Below are 17,892 nucleotides of genomic sequence, written 5' to 3'. Positions count from 1 at the left end.
AGGCTGCGAAGGCCGCGTCGAAGCAGGTTTTCCACAGCGGCCTGCAGTATCGCGGCCAGGAGCGCCCCGACCTCGGCGAGTGGGTCGTCACCGGTTACCAGTGCGATGTCGTCCCGGGCAAGGATGACTACAACGGCATGCTCTACGAAGAGCGCGGCCGCCGCATCCTCGCCCACACCGGCGAAAAGGTCATCATCGATCCGCAGGGCCAGCCTTGGGTCGTGGGCAAGCTGCCCATCCAGAATTTCCCCGCCGATCAATGGCACGACTACCGCGTCCTCGTTGAAGGAAACCACCACCAGCACTGGATCGACGGCGTGCAAACCGTGGACGTCATCGACCTCGACGAAAAAGGCCGTGCCCTCGAAGGCGTCATCGCCGTACAGGTCCATCGCGGCCCCGTCATGAAGATTCAATACAAAGACTTCCTAGTGAAGCACCTGCCTGACAATCTGCCACTCATCACTGCCGCCGAAGCCCCAGTTTCAACAGACGCCGTGAAAGTAGTGCCACAGGGCGGCGCACCGCAAAAGGCGACGAAGTAGAAACCTGATAGCTGAGCCTTGTCTCACCCAACAATCCGCCACGTCAGCTCCATGCCCATGCCTACCGGCAGCGGCGTCACCGGTCCTGCTGGCGTGTCCAGCAGCGTCATCTGCTGCGCCGCCTTCTTCATCGTGAAACGCTTCTCCGAAGCTGGGAATGCATAAAAACCCGGTCCATTGAGACATAGAAAACGCTCCAGCAGCGCCTGCCCCTCAGCCGTGCCGAGATCCACGCCCGCCTCCTCAAACGCCATGGCATAAAGCTGCGGCGCACAGCCTCCGGTGAAGCAGCCCGCTGCGCAGCCGCAGGCCGTAGCCTTGGTTGTATGTGGCGCACTGTCCGTGCCCGCAAAAAACTTCTTCTGCCCCAACTTCGTCACTGCATGTCGCAAGGCCGCGCGATCATCCTGAAATTTCACAATCGGCAGGCAGTACAGGTGGTACTTCAGCCCCTGAATCAGGTGCCCCAAGGTGTACAGCAAATGCTGCGGCGTGATCGTCGCCCCCACATGATCTGGTGCACTCGCCACAAACGCCGCCGCCGTGCGCGTGGTGATGTGCTCGCACACAATCCGCAGTTTGGGATGCGCCTCGATCAGACGTGGCATCCGCTCCGTATAAAACCGCGTCTCCGCATTCTGCTGCGCGTCGATATAGTCCGGACCGCTCAGTGCGTGCTGCTCGCCATGAATGCACAGCACAATGCCATGCTCCTCCATCGCCCTGAACACCTCACCGCCAATGAGATCATCCATCGGCATCCCATGCTCCGCATTCGTCGTCCCATGCGGCGGGTAATACTTGCACGCCTTGAGCACTCCCGTGACAGCCCCCTCGCGAATCATCTCCGCCGTGGTCTGCCGCGTCAGGTACAGCGGCACAATCAATTGCTCGAACCCATCCGCCCCCGCCGCCCTCAAATCTGCCGAGTAACTCTCAATCGACCACCCATCACTTTGCGCCGGCCCTGAAATCCGGGACACCGGCGGCTGCGTGTTTGGCATGGCCAGCGCACCTGCACAGCCCATGTCGAGGTGTGACTGTAAATACGAGCCCACCGCCGGGCCTTGGCGGAAATGCGTGTGAAGATCGAACCAGCGCGGGAGAGTGAGCGTCATGCTTCTCCGTTAGCTCGGGCCACCGCTGGATCAATCTTCGTTTTCAATCAGCGCTTGCGCCGTCCAGCTAGAACCAGCAGCCCCACTGCCAGCAGCAGCATGCGCGAAGGCTCTGGAACCACGTAGATAATGCCATTGGACATGAACTGATCCGTGGCAAAGAACCAGCCGTTGCCCAAGTTCGTCGGCACCACCAGATCGGCCACAGTGAAGGCTCCACTGAGGCCGTCGGCGTTGGCATTCAGGGTGGCCCAATCGACGATATTGAAGACATCGCCCCATGTAGGAGTATAGCCAGCGGCCAGTTCCACCTTGATCGTGCTGCCGGCATTCAGCCCGAGCGCGCCCGTAACCTTGATCGAGTCATACAGTCCGCCGGCGCCGCTGTCTTTAAACGCACTGACTTGAGCGGGCACCGTGGGATCGGCGGCATGACTGCTGGTTCCACTCAGCGTGAGAAGCGCGCGCGGACTGCTCTCACTCGCTCCGGTGGCCAGTGTGAGATTGGTAAACGTCAGAGTCCCGCTGCCGTCCCCTGCATTGGCAACCGCGCTGAGCGAGCCATCCGTAGAATTGCCCGGCTTCAAAATCGAACCCGCGCCGATGACCACCGTACCCGTCACGCTGCCGGTGCCGCTGAGCACCTGATTGCTCAGAGTCTGGGTGCCACCTGTGACGGCAGTGACATTGAGCGTGGCACCACTCTTCACCTCGATCCAAGGGCTTGAAGCCACGGCACCCGCACCGCTGAGGGCCAGGGTTCCAGCGGCCACGGTTGTCTTGCCCGTATAAGTGTTAGCCGCAGTCAAAGTCAGCGTGCCTGTGCCGTTCTTGGTCAGCCCTCCATCCGCCGTGGCACCCAGCGCGGAGTCATGCTCCAAACTGTCGGCGATGGTGATGTTAAAACCATTCGTGTCTATGACTGCCCCTCCAGCCTGCACCTTGGAGGTGAGGTTGGCTGAGTCTGGGATGAAGTTGGCGGCACCGTTGTTGTCCGTCGCCCTCAGCGTACCGCCATTGAAGCGCAGTTCAGCGAGACGGTTGCTGCCTGCGCTCGACGCGCCGCTTGAGGTGTTCATGGCAAAGCCACGGGTGGAAAGAACACCTGCATTGAGCGAGATCGTGCTGACGATGCTGGACACATTGCTTGCCGCTGAGTTGCCGCCGTTAAGATAGAAGTAACTGGAGCCGGAACTGGTCATGTTCAGCGTGCCGCCGTTCATGACCACATTTGCGGTGCCGTTTTCAGAAAGTCCATAGCTGCCCGAGGCCCACGTCACCGCACCCGTTCCACTGACCGTCAGCGTTGCAGAACCATTGTTGGCAAACCTCGTGGCACCGCCCATCGTCAGGCTGCCAGCAGAGACGTTCACTACCGAAGCAGTGCCCACCCCCTGTGCATAAAGAGCATTGTTAATCGTCAGCGCCCCGCCAGTCACATTGATGGTGCTGGTCTGGATGAAGGCGCGGTTGATGTTGTTAAAGACCACGGTGCCCGCGGAGACATTCATGGTGGCTCCGGTGTCCAGTTGCAGACCGTTGTTCCCATTCCCATCACCGTTGCCATTGTGGGTGACGTTGGCACCTTCAAAACTCAGAATGGTCCCCGCACCGCTGGCCACCAGCCCCTTCATGAACGACTCCGTGCCCGATTGAAACCGCAGAGCCCCACCGCTGTTCACCGTGACTGAGGCTACGTTAAACGTTCCGTCACTGTTGACTCTCACATCACTACCAGTTACCAGCAGCGTGCTGGCCACATTGGTCATGGAGAGACCGCCGGTGAAGTTCAGCGTGTTCGCTCCGCTGAGTGTCAAGGTGCCACCGAGCCCGCTGATCAGGCCGCTGTACGTGACCGTGCCACCCGTGTTGTTGACGATGTTCAATGTGCCCGCATTGATCGTGGTGGCTCCTGTATAGGTGTTCGCTCCGCTCACTGTCAGCGTGCCCAGTCCATTCTTCGTCAGGCCGCCATCCACCGTCGCGCCCAGCGCGCTGTCATGCTCAAGATTATCGGCAATGTTGATACTGAACCCGTTGGTGTCGATGACCGCCCCTCCCGCTTGCACTTTGGACGTGAGGTTGACGGAGTAGGGAATGAAGTTGGTGGCGCTGTTGTTGTCGGTCGCCTTCAGAGTGCCGCCATTGAAGCGCAGTTCGGCCAGCCGGTTGGTCGAATTCGCCCCGGGATTCATGGCGAAGCCCCGTGTGGAAAGCACCCCCGCATTGAAGGCGATGCTGCTGGTCACCGCAGTGTTGAATCCGGCCCCGTTGCCTCCATTCAGATAAAGGTAGGTGGTGCCGGAACTGGTCATGTTCAGCGTACCGCCGTTCATGATGATGCTTCCCGTGCCGTTCTCGGACAAGCCGGTGCCTCCGGCTCCCCAGGTGACCGCACCAGTGCCGCTCACGGTCAAAATCGCGGTGCCATTGTTGGCGAAGCGATTGCCCGCCGTCAGGCTCAGACTTCCGCCAGAAACATTGATGCGGGCAATGGCGCCGGGGAGCTGAGCGATGAGCGTGCTGTTTAAATTCATTGTGCCGCCGATGACATTGAGCGTCCCCGTCTGCATCCAGAACCGGCTCGGTGTCAGATCCACCGTACCCGCACTCACATTGAGCGTGCCGCCATTTAAAATTTCCAGGCTGTCCTGCTCCCCCGAACTCCCACCGCCAATGCCATTGACCGTCACGCTTGCTCCTTTGAAATTCAGCACGCTGCTCGCTCCATCCACTTTCAATCCGTTATTAAAAACCTGCGCACCTGACTCCATCCCCACAGTGCCGCTGCTGATCAGCACATCAGCAGCGATGGTGCTGCCTCCCACGAAACGAACATCCGCTCCCGTGGAGGTGATCTTGTTCGCCGTGGAGGCAAAGTTCAGCCCGCTGAACGTGATCACTCCTGAACCCGTAATGGACAGATCACTCGCCGCGCTGCTGAGAGCTGCGCCGAAGCTGATGCCTCCTCCGGTGGCATTGATGGAACTCGATGCCCCCAAAGAAACCGCCATGCTCAGCACCTCCAGGCTCGATGAATTGTTCGTCAGACTGCCGCTCAAAGTGAGTGCGTTGCCCGCTAGCGTAAATGCATCCGCTCCGGCATTGAACGTCAGGCCTGCAATCGAAAGACCGACGATGTCGTTGTTCAAAGTCGTCCCGCTCGCTCCGGCGCTGCCGAATGTCAGCAGATCACCACTGGCCGCTGGCAACAGATCCGTTGACCAGTTGGTATTGCCGGAGGTGTTGGTGTTCCAGGCAGCATCCACATCCCCCACCCAAAGCAGGGTGGCGGCGCGAAGTGGCGCAGGTGCTCCGCACAGGGCTGCACAGGCAAGAGCTACAAGGGCCGAAAAGGAGCCCTGACGAAGGAGAAACATTCTTATAGATTAAAGTTGGGGGAGACAGGACGTTGACTCAAACTGAGCCTTCTGCAACGCCTTCATGTCGGACGCATGAAGAGATGCGCTCGTTTTAATAACGAGATTGTCACACAGAGGTCAAAATGCCGTCGAAATTGAAGATTTGCCCACGCCACCCTCACCATGTCTTTATTCATGGGTGCTCGCCTGAGCAATAGCAGGCATGCGCCAGAGCAAGTCATCACGCGCCCTTCCTCTGCAGCAGTTTGGCGTGACATCATGTGGGGAATGTGGCAAACACATGGCAGCAAATGAACCGCTAAATCACACCCCGTTTCCACCCATGACAACGAACACGCTTTCCCGCCGCGCCTTTCTTGGCACCGCAGTCGCAGCCGCCACCGGCCTCACATTTCCCCGCCTTGCAACTGCCGCAGAGAAGCCCAGCTCCGTCTTCAATGGCGTGCGCATCGGCTGCATCACCTACAGCTACCGCAGCATGGCGAAGACGGTCGGGGAGACGCTCAAGGCGCTGCTCGATGACGGCCTTAGCGAGACCGAACTCATGGGTGGGCCGATCCAGGACTTCGCTGGCATCAAAGGCAAAGCCACCGACGCCGAGCGTGAGCAGCAGCTGACGAAGTGCCGTGAGCTGCGGAAGATGTACAACGACGCGGGAGTCAACATCCACATCCACAAGATGGGCTTCGGCCAGTCGAATGAGGAGATCGAGTTCAGCTTCCTCGTCGCCAAGGCGCTGGGCTGCACGGGCGTGACCACCGAGCGCAATGCCATCCTCGCCGCGCGCGTCGCTCCCTTTGCCGACAAGCACCAGATCTGGGTCGGGTTTCACAACCACACCAACAACCTCCCTGAGATGGACAAGTACGATGCCATTCTGGACCTCGGCCAGTACATCGGCTTCAACCTCGACATCGGCCACTACGTCGCCGGAACCAAGGGCAAGTCACCCATCCCCGTTCTGGAAAAGTATCACGACCGAATTGTAAACCTGCACTTGAAGGACCGCACCGCCGACGGCGGCAACGTGGCCTGGGGGCAGGGCCAAACCCCGATCAAGGAAGTGCTGCAGCTGATGAAAAAGGAAAAGTGGACCTTCCCCGCCGAGGTCGAGTTGGAATACAAAATCCCAGAGGGCTCCAACGCCGTCGCCGAGGTGAAGAAGTGCGTGGAGTATTGCAAAGAGGCGCTGGCGTAAGCTTGATTGCCATCCTCCTCTTCCTCCCGGCTGCTTTGGCTTCAGACTTCCTGATTCCGAGAGGAGGAGTCTGAGTAAGAGGAGGAGAAAGACCGTCAGGCGTTGCTCTGCATCCGGTCTCTGAACCGCTCCACTTTACACAAAGCTCTTGCTGATCTCCGCATGCGCCGCCGCCACCGCAGACTCACGCCCTCTAACCTTGGCGTAACGCACCGCAAAACTTCCCGGCTCCTCTGACCCCAAGAGCAAATGCCGCGCTTCACCCACCAGCGCGTCCATCCGCTCCTTCGTGATCGGCGGCTTCTCTTCCATCGCCTCATCCATCACCACCACCAGCTGCGAAAGCTGCCTCAGCCACGCAAACCGCTCATGCTCCATGAGCAGTTGCAGAAACTGCATCGGCGATTCGATGACATTCCCCTCCTTCTCATACGCAGCACGCTCAGCATTCATGAGCAGCTTGTGCAGGCTGAGGAACTGGTTGCGCAGGGCTGGCAGAGGGTGGTCGTTCATGGCCGTGCCATCATGCAGATTCACCGCCATCTATCCATGGTTAAACTGAGCTGCACCCGAAGAAAAGTCAGGCACCCTCACGGCACAGCGGAAGGAGTCCCCGCTTTCCACTCCCGGATCCTGTAGTCATAGACCAACGAAGGAATGCCTGCGCCGGGAGTCTCTTTGAGATCGGGTGGTGCCAGCCCAGGATGATCCATGACAAATGGCTGGGAGACATAATTTGTCAGGATCCAAGGCTGGCCGTGGAGACGCGACGTGGGAGGAGAAATCTTGGCAGGATCCACCAGTTTAGCAGCATAAACTTGACGATAGCTCGGATTCGCAGCCAGAAAATCCGACAGCAAACGCGTCGCTCGGGCTTCCGCTCTCCACAAGCCGGTATGCAACCAGCACGCCAGCATCAGAGCTGTGATCAACAAGCTGATAGCGGCCCTTCTCTGCCAATGCTGCCACAGGAGAGTGACGCCCCATCTCCAGTAAAGCGCGATCATACCCCCGCCGCCGAGGAGAAACAGAAACAAGGGATACCGCTTCCGTGAATCCAGCGAATATCCTCCACCAGGGACATAGATCAGACTGGCCAGCAGGAACAAAATCAACAGGGTCATTATCACTCTTTTGGCCTGCACCTTGTCGACCTCCCCGCCCCCGTTCGAAACCACAGGAATCATCCATAGCGCGGCCACTCCGCCCACCACGCAAAAGCCCAGGCCAAACCATCCCCAGGGCCATTCGCTGGCGGCAATCTGCCATAGAGCCGTGCTGGGAAAAGGGTCCCAGATGTCCAGCCATCGCCAGAGATTCGCAAGCGGACTCAGCACAGACGGCCAATGGAAATGAGGCTCCATGTAGAGGAGGTGGTCTTTCGGTTTCCAGATTACGTAAGCGGCAAGATACAGGCAGGCTATCAACGGAGGAAACCAGCGAATGGACGGGTTCAACCAAGTCCTCCAATGCTCCGGTTCTGGAGACAGCAGCCACGCCGCTCCGGCCACAAACGCGAAGGCGAAGAGCAAATGCTCATGGACCAGCAGCGAAGCCGCTAAAATCAGCACCCAAGCCAACCAGGCCCACTTTGGAATGGACTGGATTCGCAAAAACATCCAGATGGACGCCCACAGAACCAGTGAACTCAGAACGTAGGGCAAGGCAGACGTCCAGGTAAGCGCTTGGAATCCGAAAGGCGAACAAGCGGCAATGAGCGCCAGCAGCAGCGCGTCTTCCTGTCTTCCGCATAGGCGGCGGAAAACCAGGTAGAAAAACTGGCAGGTCAGGATATGCAAACCAATGGCGAGAAGCCCAGGGAGCCACGGTCCACCATTCAGGACCCATCCGACCAAGCCATGTTGCAATACCCGCCAGACCCCTCTTTCGTAGAAGGCATTCTCCAGATACGCGGCTCCTCCCAGCCGCGCCATCTGTGACAAAGGATAGTCATCAATGGCCCAGACATACCGCTGCAGTAAAGGAAGATAAGACAACAGCCCCAGCCACGCTATCAGCAGCATCGGCCACCCATTGGGGCCTCGCACAGGTGAAGCAGCAACTCCCCCCGGCAGTCCTCGATGCTGGTCGGCGGTGCCGGTTGTCATAGCGTAAGATTGAGGGATGAAAGCCGGTTAGCTCGGACGATCAACGCGTGCTGGGACGAGCATCACCAGCGGACAAGCCGGGGGACGCCGCCGCCCTCCTCTCATCTCCGTTCCCGCGCTTTGAGACTTGGCACATGGTTAGGTAGAGAGGAAGGGTGAAGCCAGCAGTTTGGTGCGTCCCGTTAGGAGTGATACTCCTGAAGCGCCCGCACCTGCACCTCTGTGCCCTGCAATGACTTGATCGCCCGCAGCGCGGCATCGGCACCGCGCAGCGTGGTCATGATCGGAATGCGGTTCTGCATCGAGGCGGTGCGGATCTTGATTTCATCCTCACGCGGATTTTTGCCGCTCGGGGTGTTGATGACAAGGGCCATGTCCTTGTTCTTCATCAAATCGATGACGTTCGGGCGCTGGCCGCTGGCGAGCTTGGGGAGGATTTGAACCGGGATGCCCGCGTCACTGATGACACCGCCGGTGCCGCTGGTGGCATAGAGAGTGAAGCCGAGATCGGCGTAGCCTTTGGCGATTTTCACCACGTTGGGGCGGTCAGTTTCCTTGACGCTGATGAAGACATTGCCCTTGGTCGGCAGTGTACCACCGGCTGCCATCTGGCTCTTGGCGAAGGCCATGCCGAGGTCGTAGTCGATGCCCATGACTTCGCCGGTGCTCTTCATTTCCGGGCCAAGAATGATGTCCACGCCGGCGAACTTGCTGAAGGGGAAGACAGCTTCTTTGACGCTGTGGTGCTTCGGAATCACTTCCTCGGTGAAGCCAAGTTCCTTCAAGGTCATGCCCGCCATGATCTTGGCGGCGAGCTTCGGCAGCGGAATGCCAATGGCTTTGCTCACAAACGGCGCGGTGCGGGAGGCACGTGGGTTGACTTCGATCACATAGAGATCATCGCCCTTCACAGCGAGCTGCATGTTCATCAAGCCGCGCACGCCGAGTGCCTTGGCCAGTTTCTTCGCAGCTTCGCGAATGCGGTCCTGCATCTCCTTGCTGAGGCTGAAGGGCGGGATGACGCAGGCACTGTCGCCCGAATGAATGCCCGCCTCTTCGATGTGCTCCATGATGGCACCGATGACGGTGGTTTCACCATCGCTGATGCAGTCGACATCCACCTCGGTGGCGTCTTCGAGGAAGCGGTCCACCAGCACCGGGCGGTCCGGCGTGGCCTCGACGGCGTTCTTCATGTATTGGGTCAACTCAGCGTCGCTGTAAACGATCTGCATGGCACGACCACCGAGCACGAAGCTGGGGCGCATGAGGCTCGGGTAACCAATCGTCGCAGTGATGGCCAGGGCCTCCTCCAGCGAGGTCGCAGTACCGCTAGGGGCCTGGAGCAACCCGAGATCGTCGAGCAGCTTGGCGAACAGCTTGCGGTCTTCAGCGAGTTCGATGTTCTTCGGCGAGGTGCCAATGATGCGGACGCCGTTTTCTTCCAGGCCTTTGGCAAGGTTCAGCGGGGTCTGCCCACCGAACTGCACGATGACGCCGAGCACCTGATCGTGGCGGTTTTCGCGCTCATAGATGTTCAGCACATCCTCCAGCGTGAGCGGCTCAAAGTAGAGCTTGTCGCTGGTGTCGTAGTCGGTGGAGACAGTCTCAGGATTCGAGTTCACCATGATGGTCTCATAGCCCATCTCACGCAGGGCGAAGCTGGCATGCACGCAACAGTAGTCAAACTCAATGCCCTGACCAATGCGGTTCGGCCCGCCACCGAGGATCATGACTTTCTTGCGGTCATTGTCCCGCACTTCGTCCTCGATGCCGTAGGTGCTGTAGTAGTAGGGCGTGTAGGCCTCAAACTCAGCCGCGCAGGTGTCCACGAGGCGGTAGGTAGGGACCACTCCATACTTGATGCGACCATCACGGATGCATTTTTCCGTCGTGCCAAACGCATGTGCGATTTGCTTGTCAGAGAAGCCCATGCGCTTCCATTTGCGCATAGCGGCAACAAGAACTTCGGCCTTCTTTTCTTCAGTGCGCTCAGCTTCTGGAATCTGGCTGATCAAAGCCTCGGCAGACTGGCTGGGGATGAGCAGATCTTCCTGCACAATCTGATCGATCTGCCTCAAGAACCACCGGTCAATCTTCGTCAGTTCAAACACCTTCTCGACATCCCACCCTTTCGCAAAAGCCTGGCCGAGGAAGAAAATGCGTTCGGCATTCGGCACCGTGAGCTTCGAGGTCAGCGTCTCATCATCCACTTCCTTGTCAGCACCATCACCGATCAAACCAAAGCGTTTGATTTCCAGACTGCGCAGCGCCTTCTGCAAGGACTCCTTGAACGTGCGGCCAATGGCCATGGCCTCGCCCACAGACTTCATCTGCGTGGTCAGTGTCTCATTGGCACCGGGGAATTTTTCAAAGGTAAAGCGCGGCACCTTGGTCACCACGTAGTCGATGGACGGCTCGAATGAAGCAGGCGTCTCACGGGTGATGTCATTTTTCAGTTCATCCAGCGTGTACCCCACAGCCAGCTTGGCAGCGATCTTCGCGATGGGGAAGCCGGTGGCCTTGGACGCGAGCGCGGAGCTGCGGCTGACGCGCGGATTCATCTCAATGACGATCATGCGGCCCGTGTCCGGATGCACGGCGAACTGGATGTTTGAGCCACCCGTTTCCACGCCGATCTCGCGGATGCAGGCGAAGGAGAAATCACGCATGATCTGATACTCGCGATCCGTGAGCGTCTGGATCGGAGCCACGGTGATCGAGTCACCCGTGTGCACACCCATGGGGTCGAGGTTTTCGATGGAGCAAATGATCACGCAGTTGTCCGCCTTGTCGCGCATGACCTCCATTTCGAACTCCTTCCAGCCAAGGAGGGACTCCTCAATGAGCACTTCCGTCACAGGCGAGAGATCGAGGCCGCCAGCCGTGATGGTTTCAAATTCTTCCTTGTTGTAAGCGATGCCGCCGCCGGTGCCACCCAGCGTGTAGGCGGGGCGGATGATGAGCGGCATGGTGCCGATCTGCTCCGCAATCACGCGGGCCTCTTCAATCGTGTGAGCGACGCCGGACTGCGGCAGATCGAGCCCGATCTTGAGCATGGCGTTCTTGAACAGCAGTCGGTCCTCGCCCTTCTCAATGGCGTCCGGCTTCGCGCCAATCATGCGCACGCCATGCTTTTCCAAAATGCCTGCGCGGTGCAGGGACATGGCGCAGTTCAGCGCGGTCTGGCCACCGAGCGTCGGCAGCAGCACATCCGGCTTTTCCTTGATGATGATCTTCTCGACCATCTCCGGTGTGATGGGCTCGATGTAGGTGCGGAAAGCGAACTCCGGATCCGTCATGATCGTGGCCGGATTGGAGTTGATCAGCACCACTTCATATCCTTCTTCGCGCAGAGCCTTGCAGGCCTGGACGCCGGAGTAGTCAAATTCACAGCCCTGACCGATGACGATGGGGCCGGAGCCGATGACGAGGATGCGATGGATGGTGGTGTCTTTGGGCATGGGGGAGGGAAAATGACGAGATCCGAATATGGAATGACGAATGTCGGAGGGTTGGGAAGATGAAAGCGTATGATTTTGTCGCTTTCGGGTGCCGAGAGGTGGTCGCCGCATCCATATGCTGCGCCACGCGGGGCCAGAAAGCCCGGCATCTTGCACAGTCGATGCGATGCGTCAAACGCAGGGGTAGAAAAGACATGAAATAGCTCCCCACGGGATGGCCTATTTCACCGGTTTTTCGCTCAGCGGCTCAATTTACGGAAATTTTGACTCCAATATCCTTGTAAGCCGCAGTCATTTCCTGTGCGATTTGTGAATAACTTCGTCCTTCGAGCAGGATTTCCAGATGTTTGAACGGCGCGGTTTCGGCCTTCATGTCCGGAGGCGGGAAGTTCGTCGGGTAGCTGAAGCGGCCGCCGTCCATGTGCTTGACGCGGGGATCCTTGAAAAAAGTGCGCAGGGATTCGGTGTCGCCATAGACGGCGTCCATGAATTTGATGAAGCGCGTGCCTTTTTATCGCCATCAAGGTGGCAGAAGAAATACACCGCGAGCACGGACCGGAAGTAGAGCTCCCCCATCTTTCGATTGGTGGTGTTGGCGATGCCCGCCCAGGTGGCGCGGTTCATCGTTAGGTGCTCTTCCAGATTGCCGATTTCGAGGGCGTACCCGCGCTTCTGCATCTCGGTAATATGGTCACGCAGGCCCTTCTGATGGGCATCGGCGCGGAACTTGCCAGCGTTGTAGGGCAGCATCTCGGTGTATTCAGCCGTGCCCTCAATGACCCACACCGGCAGAAAGGTGAGGTAGGCGTCCATCACCTGATGGGTGATCTCATGGATCAAGGTGCCACCGTCGTAATTGTCATCCTTGGCGTAGGTTTTGCCCAGCAGCTTGAGGCCGATGCTGGGAAACGGCACGCGGAAGATTTTGTCACCGCTCATGTACACACCCCCGGAGTTTTCGGGACCACCCGCAGCGATGTAATCCTTCCGTGTCTCGTACAATTCAGCCTGGTAGCGCTCGAACCCCTCAGGCGGACGGCAGACCACCCCCCATGGCAATGACGAGACGAGAGACTTCGTAGCCTCAAAGGTCCGTGCCACTTCCTTCATCACACTGCCGGCCAGTTTGGCCTGTGACGTGAACTCAAAACCCTCGGAGCGGTACACGCACTTCCGCGCCGCCGGATTCTCCTCAACCACCTGAATTTCAATGGACTTGGTCGGCACCACCACATTTTCCGGCCAGGTGCGTTTCTCGACGGGAATCCGGTTCAAAGCGGGGGCGGTCACGGCAGGCTCGGCCCCCTGTGCGGTGGCTGGAGCAGGCGCTCCGGACAGGCTCTTCACAAAGGCCTTATCTTCGGCACACAGGCGGCCGAGCGGCAACTGGTGCACTTTCCCATCCGCCATCCTCAAGGTGACGCTCTCGTCTGTGGCGCTGACGAAGGCGGCCCGGATGACCCGTCCTTGCGCATCCTTCCACGGGCGATAAACGGTTTCATCAGCCGCCTCGACAAGAGCGATCGTACAACACATGGACAGAATGATCCGGGAGGGACGGAAGCTCATGCCGGATTTATACAATGCCGCATGTTGATCTTGCAAATGCTTCCTGTTTGAAAGGAGGGAAAGGCTGTAATGGTGGACGGGACCGGATCATAGGATCGGGTTCTTTTTTTAAATTCGTCCCCCTCATGTGTGGTTTTCTCGGATGGTTTCGTCTGCCCAACACGCCATGGCGTGAGGAAGAGCGTGCCTTGCGCAGGCAGTCGCTGCAGATGATCGTGCATCGCGGTCCGGATGACGGGGCGGAGGCGGAAGGCGCAAATTGGTGGATGGGATTCCAGCGGCTTTCGATTTTGGATTTGAGTGATCACGGCCGGCAACCCATGTCGTTTGGCGGCGGAAGATTCACGCTCACCTTCAACGGCGAAATTTACAATTTCCGCGAACTGCGCGCAATCCTCGGAGAGGTGAATCTGCCATCTTCAGGCGATACGGCCGTGCTGGGGGCTCTGCTTGAACGTGCGCCGGTTGATGATGTGCTAAAAGGGCTGCGCGGCATGTTTGCAATCGCATGGCGGGATGCAGAAGCAGGATCGGTGGTGCTCGCGCGAGACCACTTTGGTATCAAGCCGCTGTATTATCGCATCAGCAGTGCCGGAGAGCTGGTTTACGGTTCTGAACTGCGTGCGCTGCGGAAGCTGGGCGGTAAAGGCCAGGTTTCACGCATTGCCCTGGCACAGTATTTTCAGCGTGGTGCGGTGCAGAGTCCGGAGACGATGTTTGAAGATGTGCACTGCCTGCCGCCGGGGCACCTGCTTCTATGGCGTGGTGGCAAGGCGGAGGTCAGACGCTGGTTTCAGCCTTCCTGGCCCGGACGCGATGCGTGGGTGCATGACGCGGCGGAGCAGAAGCGCATGGTGCGTGAGGGCGTGCTGGAAAGCGTGAAGGCCCATCTGGTCTCAGACGTGCCCGTGGGCGTGTTCTTGAGCGGGGGACTGGATTCAACCCTCTTAGTGGCCTGCATGAGGGAGGCGGGCCAGAAAAGCATCAAGGCGTTTTCCATTGGCTACGAAGAAAACGCCGGGGTGCCGGACGAGACCGACGCAGCGCAGCGCACGGCGAAGTTTTTCGGCTGCGAGTTCGAGCGCGAACGACTGACGGCTGCCGCACTGGAGTCGAGTTTGGACGGCTATTTTGATCAAATGGACCAGCCGACGGGTGATGCGCTGAACACATGGCTTGTGTCGCGCCTGGCTTCCGGGAAGGTCAAAGTGACGCTCAGCGGACTGGGTGCTGACGAGTGGTGGGCAGGCTACAATTACCACCGCCTCATCGCTGTCGCGGCGAAGTCGCCCCTGCTGGCAGCGGGCAGGCTGGCACGCGCTGCAGATTCGATGCTGCCGCAGCGCGCGCGAGGCCACAGGGCTTGGAAATTGCTCTTTTACGCACTCGGCGGTGCCGGACGCAATGTGCGCGAATGGCAGTCCTTTGGACGCTCCATCATGCCGTCCGGCCAAGTGGCACGACTTCTGCACGGAGACTTCAAAATGTCTTCCTCTCCGGTATTCGAACCGCAGTCCCCTGACTCATGGCTTCATGAACTGCTTCTGCGCGAAACAGAAACATATCTGGCCAACACCCTGCTGCGGGACAATGACGTGATGAGCATGGCTCACTCGCTGGAACTGCGAGTGCCGCTCGTGGACAAGGAAATCTTTGCGCTGGCAGGAAGGCTGCCGCCGGAGAGCAAACTGGACACGCTGGGTGGCAAGCGTGTGCTGCGCGAGGCCTTTCGCAGTCTGCTGCCGCCGCAGATTTATGATGATCGTCAGAAGAAGACCTTCACCCTGCCGCTGATGAAATGGATGCGGCTGCCGAAATGGCAGGAACGCATCCGCGACACGCTGGGATCACAGCGCTGCCGTGACCGTGGTTGGGTGGATGAGGCGCAGAAGGTGGAAATTTGTGAAAAATATTTCAGTGGCAGACTGGACTCCACGGCAGCATGGCCATTGAGTCAGCGCGTTTGGATGCTATACGTGCTGGAGGAATGGGCGCGACGACACTACGACGAAACGAGGGAACTCCAATGACACCTGCTATTTTGCAGGTGTTTAACCGCTACCTTTCTCCTGGCGGCGAGGAGATGAGCGTGGACCGCATCTTCAATCATCTGAGTGGAGAACACGCCATGTCACGGTGCTTCTTCGAGAGCGCGGACTGGAAAGGCGAAGGCGCTCCAAGCGCTGCCGGGCAGGTGAAAAGGCTCTTTTACAACAAAGAATCGCGCGCACGCTTCGAGGCTGCCCTGGACTCCAGCGGCGCAGACGTCGCCTTGTTTCACAACATCTTCCCGGTCGGCTCGCCATCGTTGTATCATGCCGCTCTGCAGCGTCGTCTTCCTGTCGTGCAGTACCTGCATAATTATCGCCCGTTTTCAGTCAGCGGCACGCTGCATGTGGACGGCAAGGTGGTGCAGGACGCACTCTACGGCAGCTACTGGAAAGAGGTGCTCTCCGGCGCATGGCAGGGGTCGGTGGTAAAGAGCGCCCTCTTCGCGGTCATGCTAAAGGCCCTGCAACGCAGCGGCTGGCTGAAGAGTGTGAAGGCGTGGATCGCCATTTCAGATTTCATGCGCCAGAGATTAGTCAGCACCGGAGCGCTGCCTGAGTCGCGTGTTCACACGCTGCGTCATGCCTGGGATGCGATGCCGCAGCCGCCTGTGGCGGAGGATGCGGGCTACTACCTGTTCATTGGCCGTCTGGTCGAAACCAAAGGCGTCATTCCACTGCTCGATGCCTGGGACGAACTGCGTGCGCAACTCGGCAAAAAGACCCCCTTGCTTCACATCGCCGGAGAGGGCCCGCTCAGCGATGCCGTGCAGCAGCGCGTGCGCACCAATCCCTACATCGGCCAGCTCGGCCACACAGGCGGGGAAACCAAGCGCGAGGCGCTGCGGCGCTGCCGCGCGGTGATCGTTCCTTCAACGTGGTGGGAGCCCCTCGGCCTCGTGGTCTATGAAGCGTATGATTATGGCAAACCTGTGCTCGCCGCAAAATCAGGCGGCTTAACTGAGATCATCCAGCATGGCGTCACCGGTTTGCAGCATGAGCCGGGGGACGTTGGCGGCATCGTCCAAGATGTGCTGGCGATGGAGGCCACACCTGCCACCCAACGTCTCGTCCTTGGCAGCGCCGGACGTCAGTGGCTGCTGCGGGAGGCAAGCCCGCAGGCCTGGCTACAACGCTTCGAGGAGATCTTGGCCGAAGCAGTCAGAAGCTAGCCGAGGGAGGTTGGGGAGGTTTTGCCAGAGCGCGAATTGAGGGCAATTGCTCGTCCCGCAGCTTCGCACCCGTCATCCGGCAAACAACCGTCAACAACTCGGTTTCCCCTCACTGCATGATCGTCACTCGTGCGCCGACATGTGTATGCTGAAAAATCGTCTCAGCCATGTCCCGTGGCAGGCGGATGCAGCCATGCGAAGCCGGAGATCCGGGATGGGGGATCGCCCCCGCATGCAGGCCGACACCATAACCCGTAATCCGCATCCAGTAAGGCATCCTCGCTCCCAGGAAACGACCTCCAGGAGGGATCCTCGACACACCAGCGGTCGCGTTACTGTTCACCACATCGCCATTGCGATCCAAGATCACGCCGTAACGATTCGAGCGCTTGTCCACGATCTTTTCCGTGATCCGAAACGTGCCCGTAGGCGAAGCAAATCCGCTGCGTCCGGTGGCAACGTATGTCCAGCCGACATTTTCAGCTCCTTTAAACAGATACGCTTTCTGCTCGCTGAGATCAATGTTCACACTTAGCGGGCCGGGGCTGCTGCTGCCATTCCACACATACATGACCGGCTGGGATGCCAGCGGCGGCATGATCATCAGCGGCCGACGCGCCATTTCCGTGCGCGACGAAAACAGGGGAAATTCCGGCATGGCGCACTGACTCAAGAGCAGGGCACCAGCGGCAGAAATGAAAAGACGTGTGACTCTCATAGCGATCACAATTCTAGGAGCACATACCGCACCCATGCAACCCATCAGCTAGCGACTAGCGCAAGTTTTGCTTTTCACTGGCTTCGCTGATTCCAGTAAATCTTAACATTCTTACTGCGACGACCCGCAGCGATGATCTCCAAATCACGATCTCCATCAAGATCGGCACAAACGGCGTCTTCACAGGCCATGCCGCCATCATCGATGAAGGTCTCCTGCCAGCCATTGCCATCCTCCTTGGTCGTCCAGAACAGCTTCACCGCCACCTTGCCGATCTTCTGCTGCGCCCGCCAGCCAACGACGATCTGGCGGTTGTTCAGGCCCAGCAAATCATGCGTGGCAATGGCATGACCATCGACAAGCTGATCGCTGATCACATGCCGCTGCCACTCACCATTTTTCGGCCCTTCCGGCTTCGGAGTATAAATGACCAGCTTGTCCCCATGCATCGGCTCGATCGTCGTTACATACGGCTGCCCGCCCGCAAAGGCCCCATAGCGCACTTCCCCAGCTCCCATCAACTCGGTTGAGTCTTTCGGGTGCTTGGTGATCCACTGCTCCTTCCAGCCATT

Annotated in this window: 12 protein-coding genes and 1 pseudogene; 4 read left to right on the top strand and 9 right to left on the bottom strand. The window is 58.9% G+C overall.

Annotated elements, in window-relative coordinates:
* On the top strand, positions 1–545 hold a 545-nt coding region (locus PSV43_RS20270; RefSeq protein WP_300201843.1), incomplete at its 5' end, for a DUF1080 domain-containing protein.
* Positions 546–568: 23 nt separating this feature from the next.
* Here PSV43_RS20270 and PSV43_RS20265 read toward each other — a convergent pair.
* On the bottom strand, positions 569–1,663 hold the full coding sequence (locus PSV43_RS20265; RefSeq protein WP_300201839.1) for a hypothetical protein: 1,095 nt from the start codon (positions 1,661–1,663) through the stop codon (positions 569–571).
* A 47-nt stretch (positions 1,664–1,710) separates the two neighbouring features.
* On the bottom strand, positions 1,711–5,043 hold the full coding sequence (locus tag PSV43_RS20260; RefSeq protein ID WP_300201836.1) for an autotransporter-associated beta strand repeat-containing protein: 3,333 nt from the start codon (positions 5,041–5,043) through the stop codon (positions 1,711–1,713).
* Between the two features lie 325 nt (positions 5,044–5,368).
* Between PSV43_RS20260 and PSV43_RS20255 the strand changes: the two genes are divergently transcribed.
* On the top strand, positions 5,369–6,244 hold the full coding sequence (locus tag PSV43_RS20255; RefSeq protein WP_300201832.1) for a sugar phosphate isomerase/epimerase: 876 nt from the start codon (positions 5,369–5,371) through the stop codon (positions 6,242–6,244).
* A gap of 135 nt (positions 6,245–6,379) precedes the next feature.
* Here PSV43_RS20255 and PSV43_RS20250 read toward each other — a convergent pair whose 3' ends face one another.
* The 5 genes from PSV43_RS20250 to PSV43_RS20230 all read right to left on the bottom strand — a co-directional run bounded on the left by PSV43_RS20250 (position 6,380) and on the right by PSV43_RS20230 (position 13,382).
* Positions 6,380–6,757: a hypothetical protein gene (locus tag PSV43_RS20250; RefSeq protein ID WP_300201829.1), complete on the bottom strand. Its 378-nt coding sequence runs from the start codon at positions 6,755–6,757 to the stop codon at positions 6,380–6,382.
* A gap of 77 nt (positions 6,758–6,834) precedes the next feature.
* A complete protein-coding gene (locus PSV43_RS20245; RefSeq protein WP_300201826.1) occupies positions 6,835–8,352 on the bottom strand; it encodes a hypothetical protein in 1,518 nt (505 codons plus the stop codon).
* Positions 8,353–8,534: 182 nt separating this feature from the next.
* Complete coding sequence (gene carB, locus PSV43_RS20240) at positions 8,535–11,813, bottom strand: carbamoyl-phosphate synthase large subunit (RefSeq protein ID WP_300201823.1); 3,279 nt, start codon at positions 11,811–11,813, stop codon at positions 8,535–8,537.
* Positions 11,814–12,060: 247 nt separating this feature from the next.
* Positions 12,061–12,186, bottom strand: a complete 126-nt coding sequence (locus PSV43_RS20235) for a hypothetical protein (protein ID WP_300201820.1) — start codon at positions 12,184–12,186, stop codon at positions 12,061–12,063.
* The gene (locus PSV43_RS20230) at positions 12,183–13,382 is read right to left on the bottom strand and encodes an SHD1 domain-containing protein (protein WP_300201817.1); all 1,200 of its coding nucleotides are present in this window, start codon (positions 13,380–13,382) and stop codon (positions 12,183–12,185) included. Before PSV43_RS20230 ends, PSV43_RS20235 begins: the two co-directional genes overlap by 4 nt.
* 125 nt (positions 13,383–13,507) lie before the next feature.
* Between PSV43_RS20230 and asnB the strand changes: the two genes are divergently transcribed.
* Both asnB and PSV43_RS20220 read left to right on the top strand, forming a co-directional pair.
* The gene (gene asnB / locus PSV43_RS20225; protein WP_300201814.1) at positions 13,508–15,412 is read left to right on the top strand and encodes an asparagine synthase (glutamine-hydrolyzing); all 1,905 of its coding nucleotides are present in this window, start codon (positions 13,508–13,510) and stop codon (positions 15,410–15,412) included.
* Positions 15,409–16,602: a glycosyltransferase family 4 protein gene (locus PSV43_RS20220; RefSeq protein WP_300201811.1), complete on the top strand. Its 1,194-nt coding sequence runs from the start codon at positions 15,409–15,411 to the stop codon at positions 16,600–16,602. The genes asnB and PSV43_RS20220 overlap by 4 nt, the downstream gene beginning before the upstream one ends.
* Positions 16,603–16,711: 109 nt before the next feature.
* On the opposite strand, the gene PSV43_RS20215 is transcribed toward PSV43_RS20220, so the two are convergent.
* Positions 16,712–17,260, bottom strand: coding sequence for a L,D-transpeptidase family protein (locus tag PSV43_RS20215; RefSeq protein ID WP_300201808.1), 549 nt, complete (start codon positions 17,258–17,260; stop codon positions 16,712–16,714).
* 134 nt (positions 17,261–17,394) lie between these two features.
* A pseudogene (locus PSV43_RS20210) lies at positions 17,395–17,892 on the bottom strand (hypothetical protein); the annotation flags it as partial.

Source organism: Prosthecobacter sp. (assembly GCF_029946185.1).
Taxonomy (GTDB): Bacteria; Verrucomicrobiota; Verrucomicrobiia; order Verrucomicrobiales; family Verrucomicrobiaceae; genus Prosthecobacter.
Note: the sequence above shows the minus strand (reverse complement) of the source record. Positions and strands in the feature narration are given on the sequence as shown.

Bases quoted from the DNA above. Each gene is read 5' to 3' on its own strand.
- PSV43_RS20260 (WP_300201836.1), bottom strand. From the start codon at position 5,043: ATGTTTCTCCTTCGTCAGGGCTCCTTTTCGGCCCTTGTAGCTCTTGCC.
- carB (WP_300201823.1), bottom strand. From the start codon at position 11,813: ATGCCCAAAGACACCACCATCCATCGCATCCTCGTCATCGGCTCCGGC.
- PSV43_RS20250 (WP_300201829.1), bottom strand. From the start codon at position 6,757: ATGAACGACCACCCTCTGCCAGCCCTGCGCAACCAGTTCCTCAGCCTG.
- asnB (WP_300201814.1), top strand. From the start codon at position 13,508: ATGTGTGGTTTTCTCGGATGGTTTCGTCTGCCCAACACGCCATGGCGT.
- PSV43_RS20235 (WP_300201820.1), bottom strand. From the start codon at position 12,186: ATGAAGGCCGAAACCGCGCCGTTCAAACATCTGGAAATCCTGCTCGAA.
- PSV43_RS20230 (WP_300201817.1), bottom strand. From the start codon at position 13,382: ATGAGCTTCCGTCCCTCCCGGATCATTCTGTCCATGTGTTGTACGATC.
- PSV43_RS20245 (WP_300201826.1), bottom strand. From the start codon at position 8,352: ATGACAACCGGCACCGCCGACCAGCATCGAGGACTGCCGGGGGGAGTT.
- PSV43_RS20255 (WP_300201832.1), top strand. From the start codon at position 5,369: ATGACAACGAACACGCTTTCCCGCCGCGCCTTTCTTGGCACCGCAGTC.
- PSV43_RS20265 (WP_300201839.1), bottom strand. From the start codon at position 1,663: ATGACGCTCACTCTCCCGCGCTGGTTCGATCTTCACACGCATTTCCGC.
- PSV43_RS20220 (WP_300201811.1), top strand. From the start codon at position 15,409: ATGACACCTGCTATTTTGCAGGTGTTTAACCGCTACCTTTCTCCTGGC.
- PSV43_RS20215 (WP_300201808.1), bottom strand. From the start codon at position 17,260: ATGCCGGAATTTCCCCTGTTTTCGTCGCGCACGGAAATGGCGCGTCGG.